Source organism: Caballeronia sp. GACF4 (assembly GCF_023631025.1).
GTDB lineage: Bacteria > Pseudomonadota > Gammaproteobacteria > Burkholderiales > Burkholderiaceae > Caballeronia.
This window is the reverse complement of sequence record NZ_JALQDW010000039.1, coordinates 1-13,456: the sequence shown is the minus strand read 5'-3', so window position 1 is coordinate 13,456 and position 13,456 is coordinate 1. Positions and strand designations below refer to the sequence as shown.

Below are 13,456 nucleotides of genomic sequence, written 5' to 3'. Positions count from 1 at the left end.
AACAAACATTTTTGAGCCGCCTGGCTGACGTTCGAGCACCGAGTCCCAGCCACTGACCGTCACATCGATCGGCACGACTTTAACGCCATGACGCTGCGCGTCCTGTACGAGTTGTGAGGGCGAATAGAAGCCCATGGGTTGCGAGTTGAGCATCGCCGCAAGAAAGGCCGCCGGCTCATGGCATTTGAGCCAGCTGCTCGCATACACCAGCAGCGCGAAGCTTGCGGCGTGACTTTCCGGGAAACCGTATTCACCGAAGCCCTTGATTTGCTCGAATATGGCTTCAGCGAATGCCCTGTCGTAACCACGCTCCTTCATGCCGTTGACGATGCGGTCATAATACTTTTCCAGACCACCCTTGCGTTTCCACGCCGCCATCGCGCGGCGAAGCTGATCGGCTTCGCCTGGTGTGAAGCCCGCTGCCAGAATGGCAACCTGCATCACCTGCTCTTGGAAAATAGGCACGCCGAGGGTGCGACCCAATGCCGTCTCCAGCTCCGCACTCGGATAAGAAACAGGTTCGATCTTCTGCCGCCGCCGCAGATAGGGGTGCACTGCGCCGCCCTGAATTGGTCCTGGACGCACGATGGCGACTTCGATCACGAGATCGTAGAAGGTTCGTGGCTGCATGCGTGGCAGCATACTCATCTGCGCACGCGATTCGATTTGAAACACGCCGACCGTGTCCGCCTGTGAAATCATCTCGTAGGTCACGGAGTCTTCTGGCGGAATGTCCTGCATCTCGAAGCGTTCGCCGCGTTGTTCAGAGACGATATCGAGCGTGCGTCGAATGGCCGACAGCATACCGAGCGCGAGCACGTCGATTTTCAGAAGCCCTAGCGCTTCAAGGTCGTCCTTGTCCCATTGAATGGCGCTGCGATCGGCCATCGCCGCATTCTCGACGGGTACGAGCCTCGTAAGCTTGCTGCGGCTTATGACAAAGCCTCCCGAGTGTTGCGATAGATGTCGTGGGAAGTTAAGAATCTGCGCGGCCAGTTTCGCCCACATTGTGATGATGGGGTTCTGTGGGTCAAGCCCGGACTCCTCGAAGCGGCGCAACAGGTCCTGCGAATGATCGAACCACTGATGGCTCTTCGCGACCTTGTCGACGATCTGCGGATCGATGCCGAGCGCCTTGCCGGTTTCGCGCAATGCTCCGCGCGGCCGATACGTGGACACCGCTGCGGCAATCGCCGCGCGATCTCGGCCGTACTTGCGATAGATGTACTGGATAACCTCTTCGCGCCGCTGGTGCTCAAAGTCCACATCAATATCGGGCGGCTCACCGCGTTCCTTGCTGATAAACCTCTCGAACAGCATGTTGCCGCGCGAGGGATCCACTTCGGTCACGCCCAGGCAGTAACAGACCGCGCTGTTCGCAGCCGAGCCGCGTCCCTGACACAGGATGTGCTGGCTGCGTGCGAAACGCACGATGTCATAGACTGTGAGAAAGTAAGCTTCGTAGCGCATCTCGCCGATCAACTGCAACTCGTATTCGATCTGCTGCTGCACCTCATGCGGAATGCCAGCCGCAAAGCGCTTGTGCGCGCCGATGTAAGTTTCCTGCCGTAGGTAGGCTTCGTGCGTGAAGCCTTTCGGCACAAGTTCATCCGGATACTCGTAGCGCAATTCGTCCAGCGAGAACGTGCAACGCTCGAGGATGTTGAGCGTTTGAGCGAGCGCGTGCGCCGGATACAGATTCGACAGACGTAGCCGTGAACGCAGGTGCTGCTCCGCGTTCGGTGCGAGATCGTAGCCGCATTCGGCCACGGGCTTGCCGATACGGATTGCGGTCATCGTGTCTTGCAAGGGCTTGCGCGAGCGCACATGCATCACGACATTACCTAGCGCGACAACTGGGACACGATGTCGGTCGGCGACGTACTCGACACTGCCGCGATGGATGTCATCCATCGCGCGCTGGTGCAGGATCAACCCGACCCACGCGCGAGCGGGAAAGGTCTCGTTGAGCCATTCGACTTGTGCCGAGAGCGCTTCTTCCTTCGCAGGGAAATCCGGCACGAGGATAGCCAGGCAATCGGGCATGCCACGCAAATGAGCGTGTTCTTTTTCGGGTCTGGAGAGATCGTGCGGCGTGAGCAGGTAACTTCCCTTCGCGGCCCGCATGCGGGCGAGTGTGATCAGCTCGGACAGGTTGCCGTAGCCGTTGCGATTTTGCGCAAGGAGGATGAGGCCAAACGCGGGAGTTTTGCCGGCATGCAGGAGCCGAAAATACGAGCCGATGACAAGCGGCAGCTTGTCTTCCTTTGCCTGCACATGCGCGCGCACCACGCCGGCGAGCGAACATTCGTCGGTAATCGCAAGGCCTGAGTATCCCAGTTGCGACGCGCGCAACACCAACTCTTCGCCGTGCGATGCGCCGTGCAGAAACGAAAAGTTCGTGAACGCGAACAGCTCCGCGTAGTCGGGTAGGGTCGACAAAAACAGATCCACGACAACACCACTTACCCGAACAGTCCGTGAAGAAACCAGCGGACTTCCTCAGTCTTCACGCTCGGTCTCTCGCGGTAGATCCAGTAACAGCTCTTGTCGGTGGCTTCCGCGACGTAGTAGTCGCGCGTCACGAGTTCGCCGTCGTGCCAGCCCGCTTCAATGCGCTCGCCAGCGGAAACGAGTTTGAGCGGCGAGCCGTAGAACGGTCGGTGGTTTTTGATCATGAGCCGCACCGGCTCGTTGAGTAGCCAGGTGGGGCGCGGAAGTTCGGCCGGGGGCGGACACGCTTGGGCGGTGTCCTGGACCGGTATCCACTGATTGGCGTGTTCAGGCCGGTGGTCTGAGGTGGGCGCAGGCCGCAGGACATTCTCAGGCCCCAAGCGCGCCACCAGCAATTCGAGCAGCCGGTTGTGATCTTCCGTCGAACCGCCCGGGTCGGGAAACAGCGAATCGCTCGGCGGCTCAGCCGGCTGGACTCGGGATGCCGTCAGCCGCACGGCGATGACGGCTGCTTCGAGCTCGATCCGTCCAAGTCGCTCTCTGAGCAGGCGGACCAGGTGTTCCTCGTGCCAGGTGGGTTCGGCAAGCGCAATGTCGAGCTGCGTGGGCTCAATGGCCTGGCGACCGCGCTCGTGTTCCAGCGTGATCGTGGCCTGCGAGAGCGCGAGTTGCTGCGCGCTCAGCCAGCCGCACAGTTGGACGATCAGACGGCGCGCGGAAAAGAGAACGGCCTCGGCATGCTCGACCCGATCGGGCAGTTCGGTGCGCGCGCTGAAAGCGGGTGGCAACTCAAGCCACTCGTAGAGTTCAGGAGACAGGCCATAGGCGCGGTCAAGCGACTCCAATAAGTCCACGCCACACCTCTTTTTAAGCCCTGCACGCGGCAGGCGTCGAATATCGTCGAGCACTCGGCAACCGAGACCATTGAACCAGTCGCTGAACGACCGAATCTCCGGCACCACCACGAAAGGCAGCACGCCAAGGTGGCGTTCGAGCGAACTCATCTTGAGTACGCGTCTGCGCCCGCGCTTGGCGAGCAGCCACGCGCCCTGGCCGGTCGGCGCTACGCTCATGCGGGCGGTGACGCCGATCGTCCTGACCGTCTCGTTGATCTGCCGGCACACCTGTCGAATGCCGCCGAAAAGCCGAAGACTGGCGGTGACATCGACAATGAGGGTTTCTTCCTCGCGCATGGCGACCTGCGGCGAGAAGCGAAGCAAGGCAAAGGCGACTTCACGCTGTACATCGTGCTCACGCATCGGGTCGCGGTCAACCATCAGCGCATCGGCCGCGAGCGTTGTGACACCTCCTCGTTTCATTCCCACCCCCACCCCCGCGTCTCGTGCTGCCTGGTCCAGCACAATGACCTTGTCGCGTTCCAGCACCACACATCCGTGTTCAGTCGGTGGCGACCACCTCGGACGGAATACCTCCAGCGAGAGCCGGGGCAGGAAGATGGCGACGAATACGGCCATGGGGGCTGAGCAAGATAGGAGACGGTTGAAGGTGGATGGAGAGTGACTCGGTTCGGGTGGGTCCTCGTCGCTTGATGATGTCGACAACGATGCCGCCGTCGGCGGGCCGCACCCCCAGTCGTAACGTCGCGGGTGACGAATCCTGGGCGGCGGCGAGCGGTCGAACCAGAATCAGGAGCGTTTCGGTTGCTTGTGCCGCCAGATGCAATCGCCGCAACGCCTCAGATCGAATGTGCTGCTGCCAGAAGAGCAGGGCGCCACAACTTCGTGCGTTCAGTACGCGCTCGGCGCACCAGAGCGCATCCGCAGTCTTTGGCGCGCGCAGCATTGTGAGCTTGTTCAGCGGCACACCCAAGTAGGCAAAGGCGAGGCTGTTCGGCACATGCGGGGCTTGCAGCAGCGCGACCGGTCGTTGGCTCGCGGCAATCAGCGCGGGATTAAGCAAGCGCATTTCACCGATTCCTGGCTGCTGGATGAGCAACTCGACTAAGGAGCCAATGGGCCAGCCCCCGCCGGGTAATTCCGCCGACAGGGCCGCGTAGCCGGTGTCGATCGTCTTGCCGTAGGCCCGCGCAAGTTGCGACCCACGCCAAATCGCGGGATGGATCGCTTCAATGTGCTTGGGCAGAGCGGCCATGGCAAAGGAGGTTCAAAAACACTGTATGGATGTACAGTAGGATCTTAGCGCAAAATGAAGCAGTGAATTGCGCCCTTTTAGCTGGAACCGAAAAAAGCTGATCAATATGCTTATCCCAGATACTTCACGGCGGATCGCCGAAGTCGTGCCCAGGCTACGTCGCGCATTCGACGCCGCGACCATGCATGAAGCGTTTCGCGCGGAAAAAGCGGCCGCGACCTTTTTTGCGCAGGAGAACGGCGCGCCTTCCAAACGAAGCCTCTTAATGATTTCAATCGCTCGGAATCGGCGGCAGCGTGCGTGTTCGCCATTACTTCCGGGGGGCGACCAGTCATGCATTGGCACGGGATCGCGCTGCAGCCTACGACGGTAGGCCGCCGTTGAAAGCCCGCAGCGCGTCCGCATCTGCAACTGAGGTCGGCCGATCGGTACCATGGTGGAAATACGGAGGAAAAGCAGGATCGACATGATGAAACCTGATATCGACGAACTGACTGGCGCACGTGCAGAGTTGCTCTGCTTTCTGGTGGCGACCGTAGCCGCGTCTTACGCTTTGACGCACGAATGGCGCGTCGATCACGTGGTGGAGAGCTGCCGCATCTGGCTTAAGCGCAATCTCGTCATGATGGACTGGCTTGCGCGCATCCGCATCGGCCAACTGGCCCTCAAAATTGCGCGACGCGATCTGAAGGGGGCGGGCATTGCCGTGCGCCAATCGGACGTGCAGACACTGTTCACGGATGACATGGGCCTGAATCACGCAAGCACGGTGGTGCAGAAGATGATGCGGCTGTGCCGTGACGCCACCGGCACGGCGAGCTAGCGACCCCTTTTCACGATCGGACTGAAGGTCAATACCCAGGGAGACAACAGTGTGCTACTCGGCCCAAATTCAGGCGGACTACCGGAAATACGTCAAGATGTTCGGCGCGCAGATGGACATTCGTGAATTTGCGCGCTTGTTCTGGGAGCGCGCCGAAGGCAGCAAGGCCAAGATTCCGAAGGCGATGGAGGACGCATTTCGCGAACCACAAAGCGACGACGAACGCCAGATCAAAGAATTCATCGATCGGTTCAATGTCGAGCAGACCTCAAAGATCGAGCATGAGCTTTTCAGGCAGCGCACGCGTCTTGCAGATGCTGAACGCACGCTGCAAACGAAAATCACTAAAGCCGCTACCGAAAGCAAGCGGATCGCGACTGCCAAGATCGAAGCCTCGTTGCGACGCCTGGCGGACCTGAACCGAACCGAGTTTAGGCCGCGCGACGCACGGATTTTCCCGGGCACGTTCGCACCGGTCCTAGTGATCGAGAACGGCGAGTACGTCATCAAGCCGATGCGCTACCAGTGCCGAATCGCAGGCAAACCGGCCAACTACGACGTGAAGTACCCCGGCACCTACAATGCGCGGCTCGACAATCTCGAAGGATTCTGGAAGCCGTGCTTCGGTCACACGCATGGCCTCATGCTGGTTTATGTTTTCTACGAGAACGTCAGCAAGGCAAAGATGGAAGGGACACTGCTGGAGACTCACCAGCGGGACGAAAATGTGGTCCTCGAGTTTCGCCCGAACAACGGGCAGCTGATGTATGTCGCTTGCCTGTGGTCGAAATGGAGCGCACCGGGGGAGCCGGACCTGCTCTCCTTCGCGGCCATCACAGACGAACCGCCGCCGGAAGTGCAGGCCGCTGGCCACGACCGCTGTATCGTCCCAGTCAAGCCCGACAACGTCGAGGCATGGTTGAATCCAGACGCCTCCAATTTGGCCGCGCTCTATGCGATCCTCGACGATCGCGACCGACCCTATTACGAACACCGGCTCGCTGCTTAGGCGGGCGTGCGCTGCGCAGCTCCAAGCCGACGCCGCCAATACGCAGCGATTTATTCAAAAAGACGCTGATCGTCCCGGTCCTGACTAACATGTCGCGATAGACATCCTGGGAGGACGCGTGGACAAACTAGAGAAACACCAAAGAACGCGATCGAAGCGCTTGCTGGCTTTGCAGTTTGCAGTCGCGAGCATCGCTCACACTGAAGGCGTGATTTGCGAATTGCACGCGGGCGATGCTTGCACAGTGGGTCTGGAGTGCTCCAGGGCACCTCTCTAGATGGCTCGCAAGCTCCCTCGCTTCGAGCCTGTCGGCATCAGAGAAGGCCGAACGCTCTGGCGCAAGTATCGAGGCAACGCGGACGTCGAGCGCATGTTGCTCGAGATCGCACAGGCCCGGGAGGTCATGCAGCAGATCGGCGATTACTTCGACTGCCTGCACAAGGTGTGGGTTGAAGAAAATTTGGGGCAACTGGTCGCCCTCGAAAAGATTCGCTTGCTGCTGAACGAGCAGGCCCTGCGACAGCGGGTACTCGCGGGACTCAAACCACCGCCTCGTAAAGGTGAGCCCGATGACCGCAATGGGCCCGATGAACCCGAAGCTGAAGTGATCGGCTAGTCTCAAACAAGCCGAACATTGACTCGAATACAATCTGACGAGCTTTCAGGTCCATGACGTACGTTGCGCGGTGTGCGCGCGCCGTACGAACGCGGGGCACAGCAGTTGCTCAACTTGCTCATCATCCACGTTAAATAGGAGGACATGATGGCAGGCGATACAGCTTATAAACCCGGACAGATCGTGAAGGTGTCGGGTATCTACTCGGTCGTTCACGATGATGGGAAAGACACGTTCGAGGTCACCTGTGTAAAAGGCGAACACTTTCCGCCGACGCGAAGCGGCAGGGGCGCACATTTCGAACTGAAGTATGGCGCGGCCCACGCTCATCAGCATGAGGCACTCAAGGGTAAAGGCTCGGGTACAGAATCGGATTCGCAATCGCGGACTTAAGCCTTCAAGGCTGCTTCATGCCGACGGCCCGGCGCATTGCGAGTGTAATGCGTTGCCGCGTGCGCCAGTAGCCGTCCCACGGGTCGCGGTCCAGAGAGCGTTGCCTCTTGACGGCCTCCAGCATGCTCCATTGATCGCCGCTCTTTACTTCCTCGAGTTCGTCCCATGCGATGGGCATCGACACGGCTAAGCCCGGACGGGCGCGAACTGAGAACGCTGCCACGGTGCTCGAACTGCGTCCGTTGCGAAGATAATCGATAAAGATTTTTCCAACGCGGTTTTTGGGACCGAGCACGGCCGAGAAGCGGTCCGGCACAACCCGAGTCATGCGCTGCGCAACAGCTTGCGAGAACGCTTTGACTTCATCCCAACCCTGTCGACGGGTCAGAGGCACGACGATACGAAACCCTTCCCGCCGCTCGTCTTGACGAAGGAGCGAAGTCCTATCTTATCGAGCACCACCTTGACCAACATGGCCGCCTCCAGCATCGCGGACCAAGGCACCACCAAGTCTGGGTCAAGGTCGAAGATCACGCGGTCCGGATGCGTAAGATCCGGCGTGACACCATTCCATGAATGAATTTCGACCACGCTCATTTGCGCGAGACTAACCAGCGCCTTCGCCGCTTTCGCGTTCGGGCATGGACTGTCGTACATGAAGCCGCCGCCCGTAGGACTTGCAGCATTGACTGTGTGGAGCGCGATTTAACGCCCGAGAACTGCGAATAACATCCGCGTTCGTTATCGAAACTTATACCGCCAAAGATGATAGCCTCGGCCGAAAGGTGTTGACCTGCCCGTTTTTCTAAGACCACTGCGTTCTAGCAATAACGGCTTGGGTTGAATTGGTTTCTAAGCGCTGGCGATACGCCAGCGGCGTGTCGTAGTTCAAGCTCGAATGCGGTCGAACCTCGTTGTAATGCCGTCGCCAGTCGTCAATCACGATCTTGGCTTCAATCCGATTGCGAAACCATTCCATAGCAAGACATTCGTCACGGAATTTACCGTTGAAGCTTTCGTTCGTGCCGTTCTGCCATGGCTTGCCGGGATCGATTAACGCCGATTCGATCTTCTCCGATACCACCCACTTGAGCAACGCTGCGCTGACGAATTCGGGGCCGTTGTCGCTTCGCATATAGCGTGGCGCGCCGTGAACGCTGATTAGCTTGCTCAGCACCTCAATGACTCTGGCCGATCGGATCGAGCCAGACACATCGATGGCCAAAAATTCACGCGTGTACTCGTCGACGACCGTCAGACACTTCAGTTGCTGGCCGTTGGCACACGCGTCAAAGACGAAATCGTAACTTCATACGGCGTTGCGAGCGCTCGGAGCAAGCGGTCGAGGACGCGAACCGGCAACGCGGCGTCGGCGTCGTTTGCGAGGCACTTGAAGACCGGCTTGCGCCCACAACCGGCTGCACCGCTCCTTGCCGATGACGATCCCTTCGCGGCCCAGCATGATGCGGATGCGCCGCGAGCCGAAGCGGGGATAATCACCCGAGAGGCGTCGCATCATCGCCACGATCGGGCCGTTCTTGCCCGGCATGATGCTGATGTAACCGAGATTGGCGCGACTGACGTGAATCAGCGCACACGCACGTCGTTGACTCAGCCCGCGCGAAATGGCATAGCGGGCTTGCTCGCGGCGTGCCTGTGCGCTTACCATTAATAGGATGGTCCGCTCCTCTCATAGGGGCATAATCGACGCTGACGCCGACCCTTTTTCGGAGGTGTGTCATGAGTCAATTGAGTTCCACCGCTGTCGCCCGCATGGGCATTGATATCGGGAAGTCTGTCTTCCATGTCGTCGGTCTGGACGCGAAAGGCAAGCCAGTATTCAAGGGCCGATTCAATCGTGAACGGCTGTTGGAGTTTCTCGCTCGCGCGTCTCCGACCATCGTTGGTATGGAAGCTTGTCCTGGTAGCAACTGGCTCGCACGCAAAGCGGCCGCCTACGGACATCAGATTCGAGGCCATAGCCGAAGCGATTTCTCGTCCTACCATGCGCTTCACCCAGCCCAAGACCGAAGCTCAGCTCGATTTGCAGGCTCTCCATCGAGTCAGGCAACGCCAAGTGTCTTGCAAGACCGCTATCGTCAATCAGGCCCGCGCTTTCTTGCTGGAATATGGCATTACTATCGGCACAGGTCCCGCCTACTTTGTTCGCGATATGCCGCGCATTATCTCCGACGAGAACAATGGGCTGACGGTATCGATGCGACAAGTTTTGCAGGAGCAATGGCAAGAATATCGCTCCGTCGAAGCTCGGCTATTGCAATTGCGTCGTCAGATCGAAGCAATCGCTGGCGCCGACGACGTCGCAACGCGACTTACCTCGGTTCCGGGTATTGCACACCTCACCGCGACAGCCATTACAGCTTTCTCGGGCACCGGAACACAGTTTAAATCCGGTCGCCATTTTGCAGCGTGGCTAGGACTCGTGCCTGGAGAATTTTCCACCGGCGGCAAACAACATCTGCTCGGAATTACAAAGCGTGGAAACCCCTATCTGCGCAGACTATTGATTCACGGCGCACGTGCTTGTGTTCTCCATCTCGACCGAACCAAAGATCACCTCGGAGTCTGGATCTCGCAGATGGAGGCGAAGGGAATCCATCGAAACAAAGTAATTGTTGCGCTTGCCAACAAACTCGCACGTATCGCGTGGACGATTCTCACACGCCAAGGAACGTTCTACTTGCGACAGCCCCAAGCGCGATGATCAGCCCTCTCTCTTCAAAGTTTGCAGACGGTAATTGATGACGAAACAGTGCACTGGCGTTCGGTAAGCCCGGGACAAAAAACCGGCCTCTGAGGTCTGTCCATTTATTGGGAACCGACCGCGCATATCCCATCATGGCCTTGCTGCCAAAAGCAGCTGACTCGCGAGAGGCCGGATACATTTACGCAAACTGTCTCGCCTGAAAAACCCGCTTGCAAAACCGGAGCGGACCATACATTTTTTGCGGAAATCTCCCTCATGACCTCGATTTCCAGGTCACGCTCCGCCACGAGCTTCTTCAGTCGGTTGTTCTCGAGCTCTAACGCCTTCAATCGCTTGACGTCGTCACTGACCATTTCGCCAAATCGCTTGCGCCACGCGTAAATCGACGCGTCGCTGACACCGTGTCGCTTGGCCACCTCGGCAATCGGCGCACTGTCCGCCTCTCGCAAGATCCGAACAATCTGCTCATCGCTGTATCGACTCTTCTTCATGACGCGCTCCGTATGGATGCGCCGTTATCCTAGATCAATTCGGTCTCAAGTTACCGGGGCAGGTCAGTGTCACCGGTGATGAATAACGTCTTGCCGGACAGGGTTGCAAAGGCATGCATGGTAAGGGCTGTCGTCGGCGCTCTCGACGCCGACTAAGGCAAGGTGGGTGTCGCCTTTTTCGTCCAGTTCCCCGCCGAAGCCGAGAGGACCCCCGCCGACCTGGAAAAATTCTGCCGGGCTCACCTGGCCTCTTTCAAGGTACCGCGCATCTTAAAGTGGGCAGACGAGCGTTCGAGGATGGCAATCGACGCGGCGGTAGCGGATGTCGACCAGCAAAGCTGGCAGGCCCGACATGACTGCGTGGCACTCGGCAGACTGATGCCGGATTCGATCAAAAAACCGTTCATCTGGTTGGCCGTCTTCGTGCGATCGCGAATCGACGATTCGCGAACCCGATGCAGGCTGACAGCGTTTGGCAATTCAGTCTTCAGTGTGACAAAGCTCACGGGCAGGCGCGAAGCTCTTTATTAGACCGCCTCTACGCCAACGAAATCGTTCTGATGCTCTTGATGAAGGCCTCCATAATTTGCGGCGATATAAGCTTTACCTGATGTCCGAAGCTGGCCAGCTTACGTGCCAACCAATGAGCGCCAGCGCACGCTTCCATGACCACCACACAGTTGTGGAACGTGGTGGTGCACACTGCTGTTATATGTACGCCGGTGCGACTTGCCGGCTGATGCAACTGCACTTCACGAGTATCGAATCGACCTTCAGCTATTTCGAGGCGACGCGTGCGCATATCGAGTGCTATGGCAAGCTTGGGGCGTTCTGCAGCGACCGCGCAAGCGTGTTTCGCATTACGCCGCTTAAGCAAAAGCAAAGACCGCACCACCCAGTTTGGCCGGGCGATGTTCGAGCTCAATAACGACACAAAAACGCATTGGACGAATGGAACGAGTCGGTCTCAAGACAGAAACAGCAATCGGTGGCGGCCGTTTGCGTCTTTGGCATTAGATACTGCGACGATGTGGCCTCAAAGGTGGCATCATTGAGTGCTTACTTCAGCCTCCGATCAAGCGCCATCGCTTCTCCAGCGCGCCATCTAAACTGTACTCAAATCCGCTATCGAAGACCCATTTCCAACTGGGTTGCATTGGGAGTGCCTCAGGCGCAGCTTCAAGTTGCGCAACAAACTCCATAATTTGCTCAGTAGTGGCAAAGAACCGAAGCTCATTGACAACGACGTTGTACAGCGGCACGGCTTGATCGACCACAAACAGCGTCAATTTCCTTCCGTGACTCACCTGCCAGACGGTGCTGGCACCAAGTCCATGGGGAAATCGTCGCGCGGCTGGCGTTGCGTTTGTTGAGTTCATGGTGCCGCTCCGGCAATCGCCTGACGCATCACTGCGGCGAGTTCCGAAGCTACGAATTTGGCAACATATGCGTTCGCCCCAACCTTGCGCACGTGCTGTTCATTCGCCGCGCCTGATAACGATGAATGGATAACAACTGGGATCGCTTGCAGGTCGGGCGTAGACTTGATCTTGCGCGTAAGCGTAAAACCATCCATCTCTGGCATCTCAAGGTCTGTCAGTACAAGGGCGATGTCATCGGTGATCTTCCTTCCATCCCGCACCGCTTTTTCGCTGGCGCGATTAAGCACTTCCCACGCTTCCTGCCCAGTTTTCGTCATGATATAAGGCACGCCCATGGCGGTCAGACCGTCTTCAATCAGCGCTCGTGCGACGCCCGAATCATCGGCTGCCAGTATCTTTGCGCCTGCAGGTATCACGAGCCGTCCTGTGTGCTCTTCATTGATTTCCGGCTCACTGGGTGGCAGCACGTCGCGCAGGATCTGCTCGACATCTAGCACTTGGGCGAGGCGTCCACCCGGGTGAGCATCCAGCCGCGCAATGCTGGTTACCGTCTTGCCGCTGGAATGTCCCTCGGCCGACAGTACGCGGTTCCATTCAAGGCGCACGATGTCATCGACTTCTTCGACGGCAAAGCCTTGCGTTGTACGCGCAAATTCGGTCACAAGCAGGATGCGGTTGCCTTCGCGCGCAACACATCCCGTGAATTTAGCGAGATCGATAACCGGAATGATCTCGCCACGAACGTCAGCCACGCCCAAAATCATGTCAGACGACCCCGCGACCTCGGTCAAAACTGGCATCGCGATGATCTCGCGAACTTTGAAGACGTTGATGCCATAGAGCTCACGGGTGCCAGTCTTCGGTGTAGCGCCTAAGCGGAACAGCAACAGCTCAAACATGTTGCTGCCGGCAAGCCGTACTCGCTGCTCAATATCATGCTGATCATTCATCTTAAGTCCCTTCGGAAGCTTTTTATTGATAACCGCTGACAGGGGTTTCAAATCGTAATAACAGGACATCGCTTCGCTACCTTCGAGTCTCGCCGTACGAGCTCAACCGGCGCCAGCGCAAAAAGTCGCAAAGCTAAGGTTGTCAGTCCCTGCATCGACTTGGTGTGTTCGAACCGAGCCGGCGATCGGGTGTAGGGCGGACGCCTGCTCCATTCTTCAGAACGTCGCCCAGTCGCCGTCGGCTGTCGTCGCAGACTCGTTACGCTTTTTCGCTTCGGGAACCCTAATGGTCTTTTTAATAGATGCGGACGCAGGACGGCGCATCGATGCCGAGCTCGCAGCGCTCGCGGCAACGACAGTCTGTCCCGTGCGAAACACGGCGACGGTCGTGCGCAATTGCTCGGCCTGATCTTCCAGCGATCCAGCCGCTGCCGCCGCTTCTTCGACGAGTGCCGCGTTCTGCTGCGTGACCTCGTCCATCTGCGAGATGGCCTGGTT

At 58.4% G+C, this 13,456-nt stretch carries 10 protein-coding genes and 5 pseudogenes; 5 read left to right on the top strand and 10 right to left on the bottom strand.

From position 1 onward, the window contains the following. The 3 genes from NCR40_RS29445 to imuA form a co-directional block, all read right to left on the bottom strand. Positions 1-2,454, bottom strand: a 2,454-nt coding sequence (locus NCR40_RS29445) for an error-prone DNA polymerase (RefSeq protein WP_250511591.1), incomplete at its 3' end; no start/stop codon positions are given. 11 nt (positions 2,455-2,465) lie between these two features. After that, the gene (locus NCR40_RS29440; protein ID WP_250511590.1) at positions 2,466-3,929 is read right to left on the bottom strand and encodes a Y-family DNA polymerase; all 1,464 of its coding nucleotides are present in this window, start codon (positions 3,927-3,929) and stop codon (positions 2,466-2,468) included. Next, positions 3,853-4,566, bottom strand: a complete 714-nt coding sequence (gene imuA / locus NCR40_RS29435; RefSeq protein ID WP_250511589.1) for a translesion DNA synthesis-associated protein ImuA — start codon at positions 4,564-4,566, stop codon at positions 3,853-3,855. Before imuA ends, NCR40_RS29440 begins: the two co-directional genes overlap by 77 nt. Positions 4,567-5,032: 466 nt before the next feature. Here imuA and NCR40_RS29430 point away from each other — a divergent pair, with 466 nt between their 5' ends. From NCR40_RS29430 to NCR40_RS29415, 4 genes are all read left to right on the top strand, one after another. Further along, positions 5,033-5,389 carry a hypothetical protein gene (locus tag NCR40_RS29430; protein WP_250511588.1) on the top strand — a complete coding sequence of 119 codons (357 nt, stop codon included), beginning with the start codon at positions 5,033-5,035 and terminating at the stop codon, positions 5,387-5,389. Positions 5,390-5,438: 49 nt separating this feature from the next. Further along, positions 5,439-6,398 carry an SOS response-associated peptidase family protein gene (locus tag NCR40_RS29425; protein ID WP_250511587.1) on the top strand — a complete coding sequence of 320 codons (960 nt, stop codon included), beginning with the start codon at positions 5,439-5,441 and terminating at the stop codon, positions 6,396-6,398. Between the two features lie 277 nt (positions 6,399-6,675). Continuing rightward, positions 6,676-7,014 (top strand): hypothetical protein, encoded by a 339-nt coding sequence (locus NCR40_RS29420; RefSeq protein WP_250511586.1) that lies wholly within the window; start codon positions 6,676-6,678, stop codon positions 7,012-7,014. 147 nt (positions 7,015-7,161) lie between these two features. Further along, positions 7,162-7,407 (top strand): YjzC family protein, encoded by a 246-nt coding sequence (locus NCR40_RS29415; RefSeq protein WP_250511593.1) that lies wholly within the window; start codon positions 7,162-7,164, stop codon positions 7,405-7,407. A gap of 4 nt (positions 7,408-7,411) precedes the next feature. On the opposite strand, the pseudogene ligD reads toward NCR40_RS29415, so the two are convergent. Both ligD and NCR40_RS29405 read right to left on the bottom strand, forming a co-directional pair. Next, positions 7,412-8,004, bottom strand: a pseudogene (gene ligD, locus NCR40_RS29410) (non-homologous end-joining DNA ligase LigD). 208 nt (positions 8,005-8,212) lie between these two features. Beyond that, positions 8,213-9,076, bottom strand: a pseudogene (locus NCR40_RS29405) (IS3 family transposase); the annotation flags it as partial. A gap of 135 nt (positions 9,077-9,211) precedes the next feature. Between NCR40_RS29405 and NCR40_RS29400 the strand changes: the two are divergent. After that, positions 9,212-10,132, top strand: a complete 921-nt coding sequence (locus NCR40_RS29400; protein WP_502801047.1) for an IS110 family RNA-guided transposase — start codon at positions 9,212-9,214, stop codon at positions 10,130-10,132. 221 nt (positions 10,133-10,353) lie between these two features. Here the strand turns inward: NCR40_RS29400 and NCR40_RS29395 are convergent. The 5 genes and pseudogenes from NCR40_RS29395 to NCR40_RS29370 all read right to left on the bottom strand — a co-directional run. Then, positions 10,354-10,626, bottom strand: a pseudogene (locus NCR40_RS29395) (transposase); the annotation flags it as partial. A 269-nt stretch (positions 10,627-10,895) separates the two neighbouring features. Further along, a pseudogene (locus NCR40_RS29390) lies at positions 10,896-11,314 on the bottom strand (transposase); the annotation flags it as partial. A 376-nt stretch (positions 11,315-11,690) separates the two neighbouring features. After that, positions 11,691-12,005 (bottom strand): hypothetical protein, encoded by a 315-nt coding sequence (locus NCR40_RS29380; RefSeq protein WP_250511584.1) that lies wholly within the window; start codon positions 12,003-12,005, stop codon positions 11,691-11,693. After that, positions 12,002-12,958: a chemotaxis protein gene (locus NCR40_RS29375; protein WP_250511592.1), complete on the bottom strand. Its 957-nt coding sequence runs from the start codon at positions 12,956-12,958 to the stop codon at positions 12,002-12,004. The genes NCR40_RS29380 and NCR40_RS29375 overlap by 4 nt, the downstream gene beginning before the upstream one ends. Before the next feature lie 216 nt (positions 12,959-13,174). After that, positions 13,175-13,456: pseudogene (locus NCR40_RS29370) on the bottom strand (methyl-accepting chemotaxis protein); the annotation flags it as partial.